The organism is Bacillus sp. FSL E2-8868, from assembly GCF_038005505.1.
Lineage (GTDB): Bacteria > Bacillota > Bacilli > Bacillales > Bacillaceae_G > Bacillus_A > Bacillus_A mycoides.
The window spans coordinates 442971-462271 of record NZ_JBBOTI010000003.1 but is presented as its reverse complement, the minus strand read 5'-3'; the positions used below and the strand labels follow the sequence as shown (position 1 = coordinate 462271).

Here is a 19301-nt window from a genome sequence, read left to right as displayed (position 1 = left end):
GTGAAAATAAAAGTATTGTTAGTTGATGATCATACAGTTGTTTTAAAAGGATTAGCATTTTTTCTAAGCACACAGGAAGATTTTGAATTAGTTGGTGAAGCAAATAATGGGAAAGAGGCGCTAGTGAAAGTAGGCGAAACGAGTCCAGATGTCGTATTAATGGATTTATATATGCCTGAGATGGATGGAATTGAGGCAACAGCTTGTATTAAAAAAGAATATCCAAACGTGAAAGTAATTGTATTGACTAGTTTTTCTGATCAAGCTCATGTATTGCCGGCACTAAAAGCTGGGGCGAGCGGTTATATTTTAAAAGATATCGAACCAGATCAGCTTGTTGAAGCTATTCGAAGCGCGTATAAAGGTAATATTCAATTACATCCAGATATAGCAAATGCCCTTCTTTCTCAAACATTACCACAGGAAGAGAAAGAAGAAGAACCTTCCGTTCAAGTGGATGTATTAACAGCGAGAGAAAATGAAGTATTGCAGTTATTGGCGAAAGGGATGAGTAATAAAGAAATTGCTTCTGTTTTAGTTATTACAGAAAAAACGGTAAAAGCTCATATGAGTAGTATTTTGAGTAAGTTACATTTATCCGATCGCACACAAGCAGCATTATATGCAGTGAAAAATGGAATTGTATAAGACAAAAGTCGTAAGACCTAGTTCGCCTTTAGAAGGTGGACTTTTTTTATGGAAAAATACGTCTATGTGAGGACGTAATTGTCTTGATATAAAGATAAAATGTATTTGTAAGCAACAACAATTACAAGGGAGTACCCTTTTTCGTAAGTAATATATAACAACATAAGAGTGAGTAGTAGGAGGAAGAAATAATGGCAACAGTTTTATTCGTAAAAGCAAACAACCGCCCAGCGGAACAAGCAGTTAGTGTGAAATTATACGAGGCATTTTTAGCAAACTATAAAGAAGCACATCCAAATGATACAGTAGTAGAACTTGATTTATATAAAGAAGAATTACCATATGTAGGCGTAGATATGATTAATGGTACATTCAAAGCAAGTAGAGGATTTGATTTAACAGAAGAAGAAGAAAAAGTGGTAGCAGTTGCTGATAAGTATTTAAATCAATTTCTAGAAGCTGATAAAGTAGTTTTCGGTTTCCCATTATGGAACTTAACGATTCCAGCTGTATTACACACGTATATTGATTATTTAAACCGTGCTGGTAAAACGTTTAAATATACACCAGAAGGTCCAGTTGGACTTATTGGAGATAAGAAGATTGCGTTATTAAATGCACGCGGCGGCGTATATTCTGAAGGACCAGCAGCTGAAGTAGAAATGGCTGTTAAATACGTAGCAAGCATGATGGGCTTCTTCGGCGCAACAAACATGGAAACAGTAGTTATTGAAGGACATAACCAATTCCCAGATAAAGCAGAAGAAATCATTACAGCAGGTCTTGAAGAAGCGGCTAAAGTAGCAAGTAAATTTTAATTAAAAACATAATCGTCACTCGAAAAAAAGCAGCAATAACATTTACGTGTTAATGCTGCTTTTTTTATATTTTAAGTTCGTCAGCCAGTTTCTCTAATTGAATTCGATTTTGTATGTAATAGGTTCTTCCTTCTTTTTTTAAGTAGTTTTGCTGGCAAAACTGGTTTAATACATATAAAAGATGGCGATAGCTGACGTTTAAGTATTCTGAGGCCTCAGTATGTTTTTCTGTATAGCAATTATTTTGTTCCGTTAATAGAATAAACGCAGCTAATCGATTTTCAAACGGATAACTATAGTTTTTGGCGTAATTTTCCGTTCGGGTAATTGTTTTTTCTCCAATAAATTTGCATAGTTTCTGTAGAAAGGTAGCATCTTGCAATAAAAGATGCTGACAATCTTTAAGGGGAAGCGCTAAGCAAATACAATCTTCAATTACCTCAACCGCTTTCGTAACGGATTCTACGCCAATTAATCCTAATTCCCCAATGAACGAAGGTGCTTGAATAAAGTTAATTAATGAAACCTTTCCGTTTTTGTGACTCATATATATTTTGGCTTTCCCAGAAATTAAGTAATAGAGATAAGGGAGGTCGATTCCCTCATTACAGATCATCTCTTTCTTTTGAAAAGAATGCAGTTCTACATATGGTAAGACATTAAAGGAAAAAAGAGTATGAAATTGGTGAATTTGCATGTGTTGATAAATTTCTTTCTCATTTTTGCTGATTTTCATATTTTCACCCCTGTTTGTAGTATGAGATATCTCCTATTATTTTTACAAGGAAGAATGATACGATTTATGTAAATTTGTTTTTGTAGAAAAGAGAGTGTGAGGGGTTTATGAAAAAATATAAAACATTGCTATTTGATGTAGATGATACGTTACTAGATTTTCAAAAGGCTGAGAAAATCGCTTTACGGATGCTTTTTGAAGAGAAGGGGCTTCTTTTAACCGATGAAATAGAGGATCGTTATAAAAAAATAAATAAAAGCCTTTGGGATTCTTTTGAAAAAGGTGAAATAGCGCGAAATGAAATTATAAATACACGATTTTCCATTTTGTTTAAAGAGTACGGGGAAGAAGTAGATGGAATATTATTCGAAAATAATTATCGCAGCTACTTAGAAGAAGGAAACCAACTCATGCAAGGTGCGTTTGAATTTATAAATCAAATTCAAAGTAAGTACGATTTATATATAGTGACAAACGGTATTTCTAAAACGCAAGATAAACGTTTGCGTAATGCAGGATTACATTCATTGTTTAAAGATATTTTTGTTTCTGAAGATACGGGATTCCAAAAGCCGATGAAAGAGTATTTTGATTATGTTTTTGAACGTATTCCTAACTTCGCTTTTGAAGAAGGGCTTATTATTGGTGATTCGTTAAGCGCCGATATTAAAGGTGGATATGTAGCAGGAATTGATACTTGTTGGTTTAATCCAGAAAAGAAATCAAATGATAGCGAGATTATGCCAACATATGAAGTGCATAATTTTGAAGAATTATACGCACTATTAAAGCAGCTTGTGTAACAAAAATAGGCAGTGGAACTTTTGTCCCGACTGCCTATTTTTATTAATTTGTAGTTTCGTTATGTTTAGGAAGCGGAAATGCATTGCCAATTGCCGCAGCCCCGAGCATCGGTAATAATAAATTGAGCGGGAAAAACATGAGTAATAGTAATGTTATAGCTATTGGTTTTCTTAATGCATAGCTTGAAATAGCTGTCGTGACGATGGCTACAGAAGATATTGGATCTATAGGTAGAATAGAAGCTATAGCGTATCCGATACTTGATCCAGCAAATATAATTGGGAAAATATGTCCGCCGCGCCAACCAGTATTTAAACAAACGGCAGTAATACATAATTTTAAAACTCCTGAAAGAAGTAGTACCCAGAAGGATAAATGGCTCCATTCAACGACTAAATCTTTTAATTGATGTTCCCCTGAAAATAACGTGTACGGGAGAAAAGTTCCTGTAACTCCTAATAAAATACCGCCTATAATTCCAAGTGATACTTTGTATTCCCTGAAGGGGTGGATTAATTTCTCTAATGCGAATTCTAATTTGAAATAAAAGAAACCAACTATAGCACCAATGCTAGCAAGTGGTAGAAAGGCGACCCATTCATTAAGAGCAAGAGACCCTTCCCCGAAATCAACAATAAAGGATCCACGATTATCGAGTTTACTAAGTAATAAGTAAACGGAAAAACCGGCAAAAGTGGTAGCTAAATATACAATTGCTTTTTTTCCTTTAGAAAATTCGTTAATTTGTTCACCCTCATTTTCATTCGGAGCTAAGTAACCGAATAATGGTGCATTAAAAATTACACTTAAAGTAGCACCAATTCCAACCTCTGTTAGTTCATTCATTCCCTTTAAAGCAAAATTAAAGCGATCTCCTACCCATGTACAAAGTCCACCGATAATTCCAACAAGTGCAGCTTCTGGTCCTAAACTAGCTCCAAATATTAAAACGATAATCGCAGTTAAAGTAGCTTTATGTACAAAACGGTATTCAATTCTACCTGTTTTTTTATATTCAACCATCACTTCCGGCATAAGACGTGGATATGTACCGAAGTATTTTTGTGTGAAACCAACGAGGATACCACCGATGATTGTTACACAAATGGTGTAATAAGGGGGAGAAGAGAAAATAGTAGGTAAGTATCCCCAAATAAAGTGAATTCCGATATTTATTGTAACTAAAAATAACCAGACCGTAGCTCCTACTATAGAGCCTAAAAGAAGGCCATATAGGACGAGTATATAGTGCATGTCCTTTTTATTTGTCATGTTGTACCTCCGTTATGTAAGTTTTCATGTAGAAAGGATTAAATGTGCTAGTGTGAAATGAATTGAATATATATAGTATCTTTTTGAGGGTTTGGCTTATTCAATATATTGAAATCTCATGAAAATTTGAAACGAACGCGGTTAAACCACTTATTTAATTCTATATATTGATCGGAGTTTTTAAAAGGTCTTTTTCAAATGAATATGGAATATATTTCTTTTATTGTTTATATTAAATTCCTCACATTTAATTTGGAACATTCAGAAAAACTGTTTGACATTAGGAAATTATTGCTATAAAATCAACGGTAATTGCATAGTCTTATCAAGAAAAGGTGGAGGGACAGGCCCGATGAAACCTTGGCAACAGCCGTATAACGGAATTGTGCCAAATCCTGCAGGTAATAATCCTGAGAGATAAGAAAGAACCTTAGAGCGTGTTTTCAAACTGCTCCTTTCTTGTTTTCAGGGAAGGGGCAGTTTTTTATTTTGCATAAAAGAAAGGAGAATGAGAGATGGGAGAATCATGGGGGAAAGGAACGATTTGTGTGCAAGGTGGCTATACGCCAAAAAATGGTGAACCGCGTGTTTTGCCACTTTATCAAAGTACAACGTATAAATACGATACGTCAGATGATTTAGCGGCACTATTTAATTTAGAGGCAGAAGGATATATATATACGCGTATTGGAAATCCTACTCTAGCTGCATTTGAGCAGAAGTTATCAGATTTAGAAGGCGGTGTAGGGGCTGTTGCAACAGCTTCTGGGCAGGCAGCCATTATGCTTGCGGTTTTAAATATTTGCAGTAGTGGAGACCATTTGCTTTGTTCTTCAACTGTTTACGGAGGAACGTTTAATTTATTTGGAGTGAGTTTGCGAAAGCTGGGCATAGATGTTACGTTCTTTAATCCTAATTTAACGGTAGATGAAATTGCGGCACTTGCTAATGATAAGACAAAACTCGTTTATGCAGAGTCGTTAGGAAATCCAGCAATGAACGTTTTGAATTTCAAAGAACTTTCAGCAGCAGCAAAAGAATTAGAAGTACCTTTTATCGTTGATAATACATTAGCGACGCCTTATTTATGCCAGGCGTTTGAACATGGGGCAAATATCATTGTCCATTCTACAACGAAATATATTGATGGCCATGCAAGTTCTCTAGGCGGGATTGTAATAGATGGAGGGAACTTCGATTGGACAAATGGAAAATACCCTGAGCTTGTCGAACCTGACCCGAGTTATCATGGCGTAAGCTATGTTCAAAATTTTGGAGCAGCAGCGTATATTGTGAAAGCACGCGTTCAGTTATTAAGAGACTACGGAAACTGTATGAGCCCATTCAATGCATATATTAGCAACATTGGCCTGGAAACATTGCATTTACGAATGGAGCGTCATAGTGAAAATGCTCTCGAAGTTGCTAAGTGGCTTGCTAATCATGATCGCATTGAATGGGTGAATTATCCAGGATTAGATAGTAATGAAAATTACTCGTTAGCACAAAAGTATTTGAAAAAAGGTGCTAGTGGAGTTTTAACATTTGGTATTAAGGGCGGATTAGAAGCAGCAAAAGAATTTATCGCAAATGTAAAGCTTGCAACTCTTGTAACGCATGTAGCTGATGCAAGAACTTGTGTAATACATCCTGCTAGTACGACGCACAGACAATTAAGCGCAGAAAATCAGCGTTTAGCTGGCGTTACATCTGATTTAATCCGTTTATCGGTCGGTATAGAAGATGTTTCTGATATTATTGCAGATTTAGAAGCGGCGCTAGTCGGAGGCAAACAACATGCCGATCATAATTGATAAAGATTTACCAGCTCGCAAAGTATTGCAGAAGGAAAATATTTTTGTAATGACGAAGGAGCGAGCAGTAACACAAGATATACGCGCTTTGAAAATTGCTATATTAAATTTAATGCCCACAAAGCAAGAAACAGAGGCGCAATTACTTCGTTTAATTGGAAATACGCCGTTGCAATTAGATGTGCATTTACTTCATATGGAATCGCATCTGTCTCGCAATGTAGCGCAGGACCATTTAACGAGCTTCTATAAAACATTTCGTGATATTGAGGATGAAAAATTTGATGGACTCATTATTACAGGAGCACCAGTTGAAACTCTTTCTTTTGAAGAGGTAGATTATTGGGAAGAGCTTGGACGTATTATGGAGTATTCAAAAACGAATGTAACATCTACGCTTCATATTTGCTGGGGGGCACAAGCAGGTTTGTATTATCACTATGGTGTGCCGAAGTATCCTCTTGCGGAAAAAATGTTTGGTGTATTTGAACATGAGGTTCGCGAGCAACATGTGAAATTGTTACAAGGGTTTGATGAAGTGTTTTTTGCTCCGCATTCTCGTCATACAGAAGTAAGAGAGAGTGATATTGAAAAGGTGAAAGAATTAACGTTATTAGCCAATTCTGAAGAAGCAGGTGTTCATCTTGCTATTGGGCAAGAGGGAAGGCAAGTTTTCGCACTCGGACATAGTGAATACAGTTGTGATACGTTAAAGCAAGAATACGAACGGGACTGCCAAAGAGGGTTAAATATTGATGTGCCAAAAAATTATTTTAAACATAATAATCCAGATGAGAAGCCACTTGTTAGGTGGAGGAGTCATGGGAATTTATTATTCTCTAATTGGCTGAATTATTATGTGTATCAAGAAACCCCTTATATATTGTAAATAATGATTGTATAACACGTGGTAGCGTTTTATTTGTAAAGATTAACCTTTATTTTTCTTAATATTCAAAATACGTTGTTTTTCAGATTTTTTGTCTATATAATGGCATCTAAACACAATTTTTGAGGGGTGGACAGTATTATGAAAGACATTCAAGTGGGGTTATTAGGTCTTGGGACAGTTGGTAGTGGTGTAGTTCGTATTATTACAGATCATCAAGAACGACTTATACACCAAGTAGGTTGTCCAGTGAAAGTAACGAAAGTATTGGTGCAAAACATTGAGAAAGAGAGAGAAGTAGACGTGCCTTCTACTCTATTAACACAAGATGTGAATGAAATTTTAGATAATCCTAATATTGATGTTGTCATTGAAGTAATGGGCGGCATTGATGATGCAAAAGCATATATTTTACAAGCTTTAAAAAGCGGGAAGCACGTTGTGACTGCAAATAAAGATTTAATGGCGTTACACGGAGCGGAACTCTTAGCGGTAGCAAAAGATAATAAGGCTGATTTATTTTACGAAGCAAGTGTAGCTGGAGGGATTCCAATTTTACGAAGCATCGTAGAAGGACTTTCCTCAGATCTTATTACGAAAGTAATGGGAATTGTAAATGGAACGACAAATTTTATTTTGACGAAAATGTCAGACGAAGGGAGAGCATATAACGACGTGTTAAAAGAAGCTCAGCAGCTTGGATTTGCAGAAGCAGATCCAACATCAGACGTAGAAGGTTTAGATGCAGCAAGAAAAATGACGATTTTGGCTACCCTCGGTTTCTCTACAAATGTAGAGCTTGGAGATGTGAAGGTAAAAGGAATTACTTCTATTACAGCAGAAGATATTGAATATAGTAAGAGCTTAGGCTATACAATTAAATTAATTGGTCTTGCAAAGCGAGATGGCGAGAAATTAGAGGTTACAGTTGAGCCAACTTTACTTCCAAATGCACACCCTCTTGCGGCAGTGCAAAATGAATATAATGCTGTCTATGTGTATGGTGAAGCGGTAGGAGAAACGATGTTTTATGGACCGGGAGCAGGAAGTTTACCGACAGCGACAGCTGTTGTTTCTGACCTAGTTGCTGTAATGCAAAATATTAGGCTTGGTGTAAACGGAAATAGTGCGGTAGTCCCGCAATATCAAAAGGTACTAAAAGAGCCAGATGAAATTGTTGTGAAAAAGTTTTTAAGACTTCATGTGAAAGACGAAATTGGTGTGTTTGCAAAAATCACATCATTGTTCTCTGAGCGCGGTGTTAGTTTTGAAAAGATTATTCAAATGCCACTTGAAGAGAAAGGGAAAGCAGAAATCGTAATCGTAACGCATCGTGCTTCTCTTGCGGATTATGAGTACATTCTACATACATTGCAATCGTATGAAGAAATAGATTGTGTGAAAGCAAATTATCGAATTGAAGGAGATGCTAAGTAGTATCTCTTCTAATAAAACGAAAAAACCTATTAAGGGGCTTGCTTAATAGGTTTTTTTCTATTTAAAATTTGCGTACCAACTTGAATAAAAGCTTGAATAATCCAACCTGTTGTAAAGGATAAGATAATTGTTCCAAAATAGATTGGCCCATCTAATAAGAAGCTTAATGTTAAAAATAAAAAAGCTAATGAAATTTCTGTTCTTCTAAATGTCCATTTCTTTTTCTCAGCAACAGTTAAAACGAAGGCCTCTTGAGGTGCTGCGCAAAGGTTAGTAGAGACGTAAAGACCAATTCCGGCTCCGACGAATAGATTTCCGCAAACAAGTGTTATATATTTTGGAAGAGAGCGGATAATGTCCATAATAGTCGTAATAGAACCAACCCAATCAACAAAAAGAGAAATAAGAATCATTGTGACAATTGTGCCGATTGTAATTTGTTTTTTGTCCCAAAAGAGTACGATCAGGGTAAAAACAAAGTTAATCATGAAAATCCAAAAACCAATACTTATCCCAAAATTTTGATATAGTGCAATAAAGAAGGAATCATAAGGGCTAAGTCCAAAGGAAGTAATTGTCGTCATCATATTAATACCGATGGCGAGAATGAGTAAACCGCCAATGAAAAATATATATTCTAGTTTGAATCGAAGCATAGTTGTATATCCTTTCAAAATGTATTTGCTAAGAAAGGATATACTGTGGAAAGCTTACCAGGTCAAGCGAGAATTTTTGAGGGGAAGGGGAGAATGAGATGACTAATATAAGAAAGATTGCTGAACTTGCTGGTGTATCTGTTTCAACTGTTTCACGTGTACTCAATAATCATCCGTATGTGAATGAACAGAAACGAAAAGAGATTTTAGCGATTATTGAAGAATTAAATTATACGCAAAATGTGAATGCGATTCATTTAGTGAAAGGAAAAACGAATGTAATTGGCGTGTTATTGCCGCACGTAAATGATCAATATTACAGTGCCATTATTGGGGGGATATCAAAGGAAACCGCAAAGAACAATTATAATATGATGCTTTGCCAGACAAATTATAGCGAAGAAAAAGAGCTTGAAATTTTACATATGTTAAAAATGAAAAAGCTTGATGGAGTAATTATATGTTCACGGACAAATAGTAAGGAAAAACTTGAAGAGTATACGAAGTTTGGTCCAATTGTGATGTGTGAAGAAATAGATTCGAATTTCATTTCGAGTGTACATATTGATTACTACAAAGTATTTTTGCGCGGGATGAAAAGCTTAATAGATGCTGGTCATACACGTATCGGATATTGCATTGGAAGAAGTAATAGTATTAATAGCCAGAGGCGAAAAAAAGCGTATGAGGATTCACTTCAACAGATTGTTGTAACACCGTTAGATGCCTGGAAGTTTAAGGGCTGTTTTACGGTGGAAGATGGGCGCAATGTAGTCAGGGAATGGGCTCGTATGTCTGTAAAACCGACGGCTTTTCTTGTATCTTGCAATCATATTGCTGCAGGAATGGTAACGGAGGCGAAAAAACAAGGAATTCGTATCCCAGAGGATATTACGATTATCGGATGTGATGATCAAGAGATGGCAAATATATTAGGTATTACGACGATTTCGCATTCTAGTAAAAATGTTGGTGTAAAGGCATTTGAATTATTATATGAAAAGATTAATGATGAGGAAATAGATGTGAAACATGTAGAGTTATTACCAAATTTGGTAGATAGGGAAACGACATAATAGAGAAGGTGTGAAAATCGCTTTTCGAAAATTCGTTTGGTATAATTATGGACAATCTATAGGGGCTAAAAGGGGTTTTAATATGAGATCAAAATTAGTAAAAGTAATTCTACTCATTACAATTGCGTCTTTCTGTTTATTTGCATACGGTTTTGTTTCGGGTGTAAATGATGTATTAAATCCGAAAGCTTCAAAATTAATTACGAAGACTGACGTAGTGGAAAAAGAGAAAAAGAAAACCGGAACGTTACAAGTAGTTAGTTTAGGTGATTCGTTAACGCGCGGCGTTGGTGATAAAGAAGGAATTGGCTATATTGGACGAATGAAAGAGAATTTACAAAAAGATTATAAACAAAAAGTTGCACTAAGCAATTTGGCAGTTAGTGGTGCGAAAATGCCTGATTTATTAAAACAAATCGAAAGCAGCGGAGCTCAATATTCAATTAAGCAAGCAGATGTAATTGTTTTAACAATTGGAGGAAATGATTTATTCCCAGGATGGGAATCGCTCGGAAAGATAGATTTAGAGACGTATCGTCCTGATACGGAAACGTTTCAAAATGAAGCGAAGAAAATTATAGAAGAAATTCGTAAATTAAACACAGATAGTCCTATTTTTTGGCTAGGTTTATACAATCCTTTTGAGGATGTAGAAGATTTAAGAGGTTCATCAAATATTGTTGTTGATTGGAATGCTTCTTTAGAGAAGTTAGCATTAAATGATAAAAATGTATATATTACACCGACATTTGATTTATTCCAAAATCGTGGGAAAGATTTATTATACTCCGATCATTTTCATCCGAATGAAGTAGGCTACACATATATGGCAGAGCGATTAGTCCAAAACGTCGTAAGTAAATTAAAACTAGAGCAAGGAGGGATAAAATGACGACGATACTTTCTGTACGAGACTTGAAGAAGGTAATTGGAAAGAAGACGCTTGTAGAGGACATTTCATTTGATGTAAAACAAGGAGAAGTGTTTGGCTTTTTAGGACCGAACGGAGCCGGGAAAACGACAACAATTCGAATGTTAGTCGGACTGATTAAAGCGACAGAAGGTACTATTTCTATCGGTGGTTATTCTATTAAGGAAAATTTCAGAGAAGCGATGCGTCAAATTGGAAGTATAGTTGAAAACCCAGAGCTTTATACATATTTAACGGGATGGGAAAACTTAAAGCAATTTGCGCGCATGCTTGGTGATATATCAGATGAACGTATTATTGAAATTGCAAAAATGGTTCATTTAGATGAGCGTATTCACGATAAGGTAAAAACATACTCCCTTGGTATGAAGCAGCGCCTTGGAATTGCACAGGCGCTACTTGGAAACCCGAAATTGCTCATATTAGATGAACCGACGAATGGTTTAGATCCAGCTGGGATTAGAGAACTTAGGGAATTTATACATAAGCTTGTAAAAGAAGAAAATATGAGTGTATTTATTTCGAGTCACTTGCTAAGTGAAGTGCAACTGATATGCGACCGTGTTGCTATTATTCATAAAGGAAAAATGATAACAGTTGCACCTATTGAAGAGTTGATCAAAACAGCGAGTGATCGTGTGGAATGGGTCGTTACACCGATTTCCAAAGCGAAAGACATGTTAGACGCTGCTGAAGAGATAGAGGAAGTTAGTGTAGAAGATGAGCGTTTATTATGTCGTATGGATGTTGCGTCTATTAATGTTTGGAATAAGCATTTTGTAGAAAACGGGATAGATGTACATAGCGTCAAAGAGCTTGTATTTACGCTAGAAGATTTATTTATTGAACTCACAAGGGGTGAGCAACATGCGTGAATTTGCGAATCTAGTTTTAAATGAATCAGAAAAGATTTATCGTAAGAAACGAATTGTTGTTGTCATGCTTATTTTAGCAATCTTGATTCCACTTTTTGTGTATGCTCAGTATCGTGAAATAGAAACGACGCAAAAAAGGCTTGGTACGACCGATTGGAAAGTATCATTACAGCAACAAATTGTTGATTCACAAAACCGCTTGAACAATTCTAGATTGCCAGAAGAATGGCGAGATTGGTTAAAAGTAAGAGTGGAACAACAACAATATTATTTAGATCATAATATTAATCCGACTGCGCCAGGAGCACCGACATTTGTGAGGGCGTTTATTGAACAAGGAATAACCTTATTTATTCCATTGCTCGTTATGATTGTCGCCATTGATATTGTTTCAGGAGAACGAAGCGATGGTACGATGAAAATGCTTCTGACGAGGCCAATTCGGCGCTGGAAAATACTCCTTAGTAAATATGTGACGATGTTATTTTTCATTTCGCTCATATTGCTTCTTGTCGGTTTGTTTGCTTACGCATTATCAGGGCTTGTATTTGGATACTCTGGATGGAATTTACCTGTGTTAACAGGATTCGTCATTGATAAGGAAACGTTAAATACAAACTTTGTACACCTTATTCCGCAGTGGCAATACATTTTAATGGCGTACGGACTAGCTTGGTTTGTTGCTATCGTTGTTGGAACTATATCATTTATGGTCTCTGTTTTAATTCGTAATACACCAGCTGGTATGGGCGTTATGTTAGCTGCGTTAATTGCAGGCGGCATTTTAAGTTCATTCGCAACGTCTTGGGAAGGTGCGAAATACATTTTTAGTGTCAACTTATCGCTAACGGATTATTTATCAGGAAAACTGCCTGCATTACAAGGATTATCAATGGGATTTTCTTTAATAAATTTAACGGTTTGGGCAGTAGTATCTCTTATCATTTCGTTTGTAGTATTTACAAGGCAGGATATGGTGAATTAATTGGATAGGAAGTGAAGGCATGGAAAACATTTTGCAGAATGATTGGGGACCATTACTGGGGCCAGAATTTGAGAAAGAATACTATCAAAATTTAGCTAACTTTTTAAAAGAAGAGTATGAGGAGCATGTGATTTATCCAAAGGTAGAAGATATTTTTAACGCTCTTCAGTATACAAGTTATGAAAATACAAAGGTCGTTATTTTAGGACAAGACCCATATCATGGACCGAATCAAGCGCATGGTTTAAGCTTTTCGGTACAACCTGGTATTAAAACGCCGCCATCATTGCTAAATATGTACAAAGAACTTCGAGATGAATACGGTTATGAAATTCCGAATAATGGTTATTTAGTAAAATGGACGGAGCAAGGGGTTTTACTATTAAATACTGTGTTAACGGTTCGTCAAGGTGAGGCGAATTCTCATAAAGGAAAAGGATGGGAGCATTTCACAGATCGCGTAATTGAGCTATTAAATGAACGTGAAAAGCCAGTTATTTTCATATTATGGGGACGCCATGCTCAGGCGAAGAAAAAGTTAATTACGAATACGAGTCATCGTATTATCGAGTCTGTACATCCAAGTCCATTATCAGCAAGACGAGGTTTCTTTGGAAGTAAGCCGTACTCTAAAGTAAATACGATTTTAGCTAATATGGGCGAAAGAGAAATTGATTGGGAAATTCCAAATTTATAAATAGAAAAGGTAGTTAACAGTTGTTAACTACCTTTTTATTATTGTTGTTCGTTCTTTAGTTTTGCATCTAGTACAAAAGTACCGAATGGGATAACTGATGAAACGAATGCCCCAAGTGCCCATAAAATTGATTTACGGTGTACGATTGTTACTTGAATTACTGCAAAGATGAATAGAATAAATAAAACGCCATGAGCCATGCCTGTAATTTTAACAGCTGTTGCAAACCCTGCAAAATATTTTAATGGCATTGCTACAAATAATAGTAATAGGAAAGAAATCCCCTCAATTAAGCCGATTGCTCTTAATCTTCCGATTGGTGTAGATAACATGAAGTAGCCTCCTTTAATGTACGCTTGTATATAGTAAATTTGTATTCTTTTTCAAAATGAAATAGTCTATTTTGTTTAATTATATACAAAAAGAAAGTTTACACTACGAGAATAGTGCAAAGTTCAAAATATAGTCACAAAAGCATTGCAATTTAAATAAAAACCTATTTGAAGTGTTTGACTTCAAATAGGTTTTATGAATGAAAATATTAAACAAGTACTTCCGTTTTTAAAACGAATTTCTCTACAACTTTTGCAACGCCATCGTTCATATTTGTATCTGTTACATAATTTGCAATTTCTTTAATATCATCTGGTGCATTGCCCATCGCAACGCCAAGACCAGCGAATTCAATCATTGCTTGGTCGTTATAGCTATCGCCCATTGCGATAACTTCTTCGCGTTTAATACCAAGTTTTTGGATTAATTGGTTTAAGCTCGTTCCTTTCGTAACACCATGTTCAGTAAATTCTAAGAAGAATGGTTTAGAGCGCATAACGCTTAATTGACCTTCTAGTTGTTTTTGTAGTTTCTTTTCTACTTCAACAAGGCGTTCAGCTTCTTTATTCATTAATACTTTTACTACAGGTTCTTTAACAGCAGTTTTAAAATCATCTACTTCAATAATCGGCATGCCAGTAATTTCGCCCTCAATTTTAGTATAAGGATTATTTTCTTCTGTTACGATATCATCGCCAATATAAGTATGAATCCATACATCTTCAGTTTTACTAATTTCAAATAGGTTGTGAACGATTTCAGGAGATAGCGTGCTACTGAAGATTTCTTCATTTGTTTTACAGTTAATAATTTTTGCGCCGTTAAAAGATAGAATGAAGCTACCGTATTCCTCTAAACGAAGTTCTTTTGCAACATTGCGCATACCAAACGTTGGGCGCCCAGAAGCAAGTACAACTTTAACTCCTTGCTCTTGTGCTGTCATTAAAGCCTCTTTCGTACGAGGGGAAATTGTATGGTCGTCGCGTAATAAAGTATCATCTAAATCTAAAACAATCATTTTATAAGTCATATAGAAAATCCCTTTCTTTGTTGGAATAGAAATAAATTTTTATGAAGATATTGGGGAATATATAGTAAGACATCGAACCTCTTTACATGAAATTAGGAGAAGTTCTGCATTGTTAGTATAAATTATCATGAGCGTGTTGCCCATGATAATTTATCATTATCGTAACAACTCTAAAGGTAGAGTGCAATAATGGAAGTTTTCCAATTTACGATAGTTGTTTTTCGTGCGAACGAGAAAATAGTATTTCCAGCAAGATAGCCATTACAGATCCAAGAACAAGACCGTTACTTAAAAAAGATGCTAAAAATGGCGGCAGCGTAGAAAATGCTCCGGCTGGAACGAACATAACTCCGATTCCCGTAAAGATTGAAAGACCTGCTACTTTAAATAATTTTTCTTTATTTTGTACAGTGTCATATTCGCGAAAGGCGAGACCAATCATGCTTGCAAATACAGGGTAAATCGCAGCATACCCAACTGCGACGGGGATTGCTGCAAAGAATGAAGTAATCTTTGGGAATATACTAACAAGAATGATAAAGCTTGACCCTAACATAAATGGGAGGCGTTTATAAATATTTGTCGTTGCAATAAATCCTGCGGATCCAGAAATGGCAACAGGACCAATGGCTGAAAATAGACCGCCTAGCAATTGATTTATTCCTGTTATAATGCCAGCTTGTTTGAAGCGATCTGGAGCAGCACCTTCTTCATACTTAGAAACAACCTTTTGTACAACGCGAATACTTGCTAACATATTTGTTAGAAGTAATAGTGTGACGAAAACTACCGTAATTGCCATGTTCCATTCAATGCGAGGCATTCCAAAAACAAATAGAGATGGAAGACGAATTATATCTGTCACAGGTGTTACTGGATTAGATAATCCGAAGCACGCAAATAATATCCAGCCGCAGACGATACTGAAAAGAACGGAATATCGTCCAATAATAGGTAGCTTCATAATGAAAAAAGATAGTAAAATAACAATGAGTGAAAGAATAAATACCTTTGGCTGTACTTCCGTATGTTGTCCATCAAGGCCAAACATACCTTTTAAGAAGGAGCCACTAAGTTGTGCGACAAGAAGGAATAAATACGTTCCAATTACTGTAGGTGTAAAGTAGCGAACTAGTTTATCGATAAGTCCAAAAACACTAAGAATAATACAAATAATTCCGCTTAGTAGGAAAGCGTACTGAAGGACCTTAAGTGTTTCATTACTTGATCCAAATAATACGACGCCTAAACTTGCATACAGGGAGAAAATTCCCCACCAAAGGCCTGCGGGACCTTCTTGAATAGGAAGTTTATGCCCAAATATAGCTTGCAGTAGGCCGGCAAAACCGAGAACAAATAATGTTCTTTGTACAAACGCGATAGCTTCAGTGCCGTCAAGGCCGTAACTAGTTGCGACACTAATTGGTACAATAAGACTTCCAGCTAAAATAAATAGTGCCCATTGTAAGGCAGAAAGAAATAGCTTCATTATATCAACCTCTTTCATAGATTCCGTTTCTAGTATATAGGTATTTCATTTCCTTTGGCAAAGATTGTAGATAGAGAAAAGAGTTGAAATATAATATGAATGCACGTAAGCAATTATGGATAGCAGTTATATGTATGACCTTTGTTGTAATTCTAGGGACGATAGGATTTATGACAATTGAAGAGATTAGCTTGTTTCAAGCATTTTGGATGACGATGATTACTGTATTAACGGTTGGATATGGTGATGTAGTGCCTATAACACAGGCGGGGAAATTTTTTGCGCTCCTTATTATACCTGTTGGCGTCGGTATCGTTACGTATGCAATGGGGGTAGTTGCAGCTATGATCATTGAGGGTAACTTATTTCATGCAGTGCGGAGGAAGAAGATGGATAAACAAATAGCACAGTTACAAAAGCATATTATAGTATGTGGTTGTGGAAGAGTAGGGCTTCAAGTTGTACATGAATTAAAGGAAAAGAAAATCCCATTTGTAGTTGTGGATAAAGATGAAAGTATATTCGAACAGGAAAAGCTTTTATATGTACATGGGGATGCAACTGAAGATCAAGTGTTACATAATGCCGGAATTTCGAAGGCAGCCGGTCTAGTTGCTATCGTAGCAAACGATGCTGAAAATGTATTTATTACATTAACGGCAAGAGGGCTTAATGATACAATTAAAATTGTAGCAAGAGCTGAAAAGCCAGAAACAGAAGAGAAATTACGGCGCGCTGGTGCAAATAAGGTTATTAATCCATCTAGTATGGCAGGGATTCATATCGCAAAAGGTATTGCGAATCCGTTAACAGTTCATTATATTGATACAGTATTGTATGGAATAGAGCAATCATTTGTAATTGAAGAAATTCAAGTTGGTAAAGATTCTATCTTAGCTAGTAAATCGTTATTAGAGAGTAATGTGAGAAATCAATTTGATGTAACAATTTTAGCGATTTTAAGGGATGGGTATATTATCCATAATCCAACGGGGCAGGAAAAACTGCAAGAACATGATATGATAATAGTATTTGGTTCAGTGGAGAAACTGGGGCAATTTGAGAAAGAACTACAAAGTAAGAGGTGACAAAGAATGCAAGTATCTAGCGATAAGGTTTTAAATAAAATGGCGAGTGAAATTGCAAAGGCAAAAAGTAGTGAAGGACAAAAATCAAAAGAGCATTTATTAGTTGTGCGTGCATTATGTGATTTATTATTAGATGAACAAGTTGAGCCTTCTACGTATAGAGAACCACAAGTTCAATCACAAATAATCGGATCTCAGCCTATAACAACAGTTCAACCGGTTATGCCAGTTTCTGGAGAACCTGTGTATATAAAAGAAGAAGGTGCAAATGGTAATTCTTTATTTGATTTTTAGGGATTAAATCGTTTGGATTATATGTGAAAATTGCTTATGATAAAAATAAAAAGGGGAATTAAGATGAAAATTTTCTTTTTACTAGGTTGTATTGCAGCGGGGCTATCTGTTGCATTAGGGGCTTTTGGAGCACATGGTTTAGAAAATAAAATTTCTGCAAAAATGTTAGAAGTGTGGAAGACGGGCGTTACATATCAAATGTTTCATGCAGGTGGCTTATTCGTAGTTGCTCTATTAATGGACAAAATGCAATCATCACTTTTAAGCACTGCGGGTTGGCTTATGGTAGCTGGGATTATTATGTTCTCAGGCAGTCTTTATGCATTAAGTACAACAGGTATTAAATTCTTTGGCCCAATTACACCCCTTGGTGGTGTAGCGTTTATTGTGGCGTGGATTCTAGTCGGAACTGCAGTTGTAAAAGGGTTATAAAAAACAAAAGCTGGCATTCGCCAGCTTTTTTTTATGGTCTTGGAGCATAAGTTGCTTGTTGACCAGGTAAATACGTAATTTCTCCTGGGAATTCTACATAATCTAAATAAATCATTAGTAGTAAAAAGCGTTTTCCAGATTTCGGCTCACTAATTACGATATGATCACGGCCAGCTGCCTCGATGATCCCTGTATAAGATTGTGTACCAAGCGAACTACCGCGTTCATAAGTCATTACAACTGTAGCTGGCTTACCCTTATTTAAACGAAGGATGTTTTCAATATACGATTGCTCTAGTGGTAACATACCTTGAGAAACTGCAAGTTGAGCTTGAGCAGCTTGTTGTTGCATCGCTTGCTGTTGTTGTTGCTGTTGCTGCTGCTGTGGGGTCATTTGTTGCGGTTGCACATAAGTTCCAGATGGTTGATAAAAACCTGTTCCGTAGTACGGGTTTTGTTGCTGTGTCATTCAAAAATCCCTCCTCATTTTCATTCCTTAATATACGCCTGGACAATCTCCACCAGATGGTTGGAAGAAGCAGTGTTTTTTAAAGCGACCAGAATTTTGTTGGTCATACCAAGTTGGTGGGCAAGGACCTTCAGGTCTAAAGAACCATAAGGCGAAGTTGGCGGGCCAAAAACGTTGTCCCTGAATTGTCCGGCGGGCTAAGGCAATATCTTGTTCTCTCGCTCGTTGATAAAAATACCCTTTTTGAGTTGCTTCAAAACCACCAGGATTTTGATAAACCATTTGACGTAAATTACGTATTTTTTTGAAATCTAAACAATTTCCGCGGACACGATTTACCCCAACGTTTCCGACCATTAACATCCCTTGTTGGCCTTCTCCTTCGGCTTCAGCACGCATCAGTCTAGCTAATAACTTAACATCTTCTTCGTTATACGCGATAACACCCATTATGTGTCACCTCTCTTTTTGGAATGCCTTGTAGAAAGAGGTTCATTTCTAGATGAAGTGTGGAACAATTACTAGTTC

General features: G+C 36.2%; 22 protein-coding genes and 1 riboswitch. Of the genes, 14 read left to right on the top strand and 8 right to left on the bottom strand.

Annotated elements, in window-relative coordinates; translation table 11 throughout:
- Together NSS74_RS23460 and NSS74_RS23455 are read left to right on the top strand one after the other, a co-directional pair.
- Window positions 1-648, top strand: a complete 648-nt coding sequence (locus NSS74_RS23460) for a response regulator (RefSeq protein ID WP_002016393.1) — start codon at window positions 1-3, stop codon at window positions 646-648.
- A 191-nt stretch (window positions 649-839) separates the two neighbouring features.
- The gene (locus NSS74_RS23455; RefSeq protein WP_002143924.1) at window positions 840-1466 is read left to right on the top strand and encodes an FMN-dependent NADH-azoreductase; all 627 of its coding nucleotides are present in this window, start codon (window positions 840-842) and stop codon (window positions 1464-1466) included.
- Window positions 1467-1530: 64 nt separating this feature from the next.
- On the opposite strand, the gene NSS74_RS23450 is transcribed toward NSS74_RS23455, so the two are convergent.
- On the bottom strand, window positions 1531-2202 hold the full coding sequence (locus NSS74_RS23450; protein ID WP_002034954.1) for a transcriptional regulator YeiL: 672 nt from the start codon (window positions 2200-2202) through the stop codon (window positions 1531-1533).
- A 107-nt stretch (window positions 2203-2309) separates the two neighbouring features.
- On the opposite strand from NSS74_RS23450, the gene NSS74_RS23445 reads away from it, so the two are divergent.
- On the top strand, window positions 2310-3005 hold the full coding sequence (locus NSS74_RS23445) for a YjjG family noncanonical pyrimidine nucleotidase (protein ID WP_002143922.1): 696 nt from the start codon (window positions 2310-2312) through the stop codon (window positions 3003-3005).
- A gap of 43 nt (window positions 3006-3048) precedes the next feature.
- On the opposite strand, the gene NSS74_RS23440 is transcribed toward NSS74_RS23445, so the two are convergent.
- The gene (locus NSS74_RS23440) at window positions 3049-4278 is read right to left on the bottom strand and encodes a chloride channel protein (RefSeq protein WP_012262067.1); all 1230 of its coding nucleotides are present in this window, start codon (window positions 4276-4278) and stop codon (window positions 3049-3051) included.
- 319 nt (window positions 4279-4597) lie between these two features.
- A riboswitch (SAM riboswitch) is annotated at window positions 4598-4702 on the top strand.
- 91 nt (window positions 4703-4793) lie between these two features.
- On the opposite strand from NSS74_RS23440, the gene NSS74_RS23435 reads away from it, so the two are divergent.
- The 3 genes from NSS74_RS23435 (at window position 4794) to NSS74_RS23425 (ending at window position 8418) form a co-directional block, all read left to right on the top strand.
- Complete coding sequence (locus NSS74_RS23435) at window positions 4794-6092, top strand: bifunctional O-acetylhomoserine aminocarboxypropyltransferase/cysteine synthase (protein WP_340814404.1); 1299 nt, start codon at window positions 4794-4796, stop codon at window positions 6090-6092.
- Entirely contained in the window at window positions 6076-6981 is a 906-nt protein-coding gene (gene metA / locus NSS74_RS23430; RefSeq protein ID WP_002143920.1) for a homoserine O-acetyltransferase MetA, read from the top strand. Before NSS74_RS23435 ends, metA begins: the two co-directional genes overlap by 17 nt.
- A gap of 141 nt (window positions 6982-7122) precedes the next feature.
- Window positions 7123-8418 carry a homoserine dehydrogenase gene (locus NSS74_RS23425; RefSeq protein WP_002130122.1) on the top strand — a complete coding sequence of 432 codons (1296 nt, stop codon included), beginning with the start codon at window positions 7123-7125 and terminating at the stop codon, window positions 8416-8418.
- A 29-nt stretch (window positions 8419-8447) separates the two neighbouring features.
- Here the strand turns inward: NSS74_RS23425 and NSS74_RS23420 are convergent, their stop codons facing one another.
- Window positions 8448-9074, bottom strand: coding sequence for a YczE/YyaS/YitT family protein (locus NSS74_RS23420; protein ID WP_159147346.1), 627 nt, complete (start codon window positions 9072-9074; stop codon window positions 8448-8450).
- Window positions 9075-9172: 98 nt separating this feature from the next.
- Here NSS74_RS23420 and NSS74_RS23415 point away from each other — a divergent pair, with 98 nt between their 5' ends.
- From NSS74_RS23415 to NSS74_RS23395, 5 genes are read left to right on the top strand one after another with little or no spacing between them, the layout of a single operon-like run.
- Window positions 9173-10150 (top strand): LacI family DNA-binding transcriptional regulator, encoded by a 978-nt coding sequence (locus NSS74_RS23415; RefSeq protein WP_340814403.1) that lies wholly within the window; start codon window positions 9173-9175, stop codon window positions 10148-10150.
- 10 nt (window positions 10151-10160) lie between these two features.
- A complete protein-coding gene (locus NSS74_RS23410; protein ID WP_016102326.1) occupies window positions 10161-11042 on the top strand; it encodes an SGNH/GDSL hydrolase family protein in 882 nt (293 codons plus the stop codon).
- Entirely contained in the window at window positions 11039-11956 is a 918-nt protein-coding gene (locus tag NSS74_RS23405; protein WP_002089840.1) for an ABC transporter ATP-binding protein, read from the top strand. The genes NSS74_RS23410 and NSS74_RS23405 overlap by 4 nt, the downstream gene beginning before the upstream one ends.
- On the top strand, window positions 11949-12941 hold the full coding sequence (locus NSS74_RS23400; protein WP_002089839.1) for an ABC transporter permease: 993 nt from the start codon (window positions 11949-11951) through the stop codon (window positions 12939-12941). Before NSS74_RS23405 ends, NSS74_RS23400 begins: the two co-directional genes overlap by 8 nt.
- A gap of 19 nt (window positions 12942-12960) precedes the next feature.
- Entirely contained in the window at window positions 12961-13638 is a 678-nt protein-coding gene (locus NSS74_RS23395; protein WP_340814401.1) for a uracil-DNA glycosylase, read from the top strand.
- 38 nt (window positions 13639-13676) lie between these two features.
- Here the strand turns inward: NSS74_RS23395 and NSS74_RS23390 are convergent, their stop codons facing one another.
- From NSS74_RS23390 to NSS74_RS23380, 3 genes are all read right to left on the bottom strand, one after another.
- A complete protein-coding gene (locus NSS74_RS23390; RefSeq protein WP_000953390.1) occupies window positions 13677-13970 on the bottom strand; it encodes a DUF3817 domain-containing protein in 294 nt (97 codons plus the stop codon).
- Between the two features lie 209 nt (window positions 13971-14179).
- On the bottom strand, window positions 14180-15001 hold the full coding sequence (locus NSS74_RS23385; protein WP_002143917.1) for a Cof-type HAD-IIB family hydrolase: 822 nt from the start codon (window positions 14999-15001) through the stop codon (window positions 14180-14182).
- A gap of 205 nt (window positions 15002-15206) precedes the next feature.
- Window positions 15207-16490: a purine/pyrimidine permease gene (locus NSS74_RS23380; RefSeq protein WP_002143916.1), complete on the bottom strand. Its 1284-nt coding sequence runs from the start codon at window positions 16488-16490 to the stop codon at window positions 15207-15209.
- Between the two features lie 95 nt (window positions 16491-16585).
- Between NSS74_RS23380 and NSS74_RS23375 the strand changes: the two genes are divergently transcribed.
- The 3 genes from NSS74_RS23375 (at window position 16586) to NSS74_RS23365 (ending at window position 18304) form a co-directional block, all read left to right on the top strand.
- The gene (locus tag NSS74_RS23375; RefSeq protein ID WP_002143915.1) at window positions 16586-17578 is read left to right on the top strand and encodes a potassium channel family protein; all 993 of its coding nucleotides are present in this window, start codon (window positions 16586-16588) and stop codon (window positions 17576-17578) included.
- Between the two features lie 6 nt (window positions 17579-17584).
- Entirely contained in the window at window positions 17585-17872 is a 288-nt protein-coding gene (locus NSS74_RS23370; protein WP_001198367.1) for a YwdI family protein, read from the top strand.
- A 63-nt stretch (window positions 17873-17935) separates the two neighbouring features.
- Window positions 17936-18304, top strand: a complete 369-nt coding sequence (locus NSS74_RS23365) for a DUF423 domain-containing protein (RefSeq protein ID WP_002016371.1) — start codon at window positions 17936-17938, stop codon at window positions 18302-18304.
- 31 nt (window positions 18305-18335) lie between these two features.
- Here the strand turns inward: NSS74_RS23365 and gerQ are convergent, their stop codons facing one another.
- Both gerQ and cwlJ read right to left on the bottom strand, forming a co-directional pair.
- Window positions 18336-18773 carry a spore coat protein GerQ gene (gerQ, locus tag NSS74_RS23360; protein ID WP_002143914.1) on the bottom strand — a complete coding sequence of 146 codons (438 nt, stop codon included), beginning with the start codon at window positions 18771-18773 and terminating at the stop codon, window positions 18336-18338.
- A gap of 27 nt (window positions 18774-18800) precedes the next feature.
- Window positions 18801-19223, bottom strand: a complete 423-nt coding sequence (cwlJ, locus tag NSS74_RS23355) for a cell wall hydrolase CwlJ (protein ID WP_000538158.1) — start codon at window positions 19221-19223, stop codon at window positions 18801-18803.
- Window positions 19224-19301 lie beyond the last annotated feature (78 nt).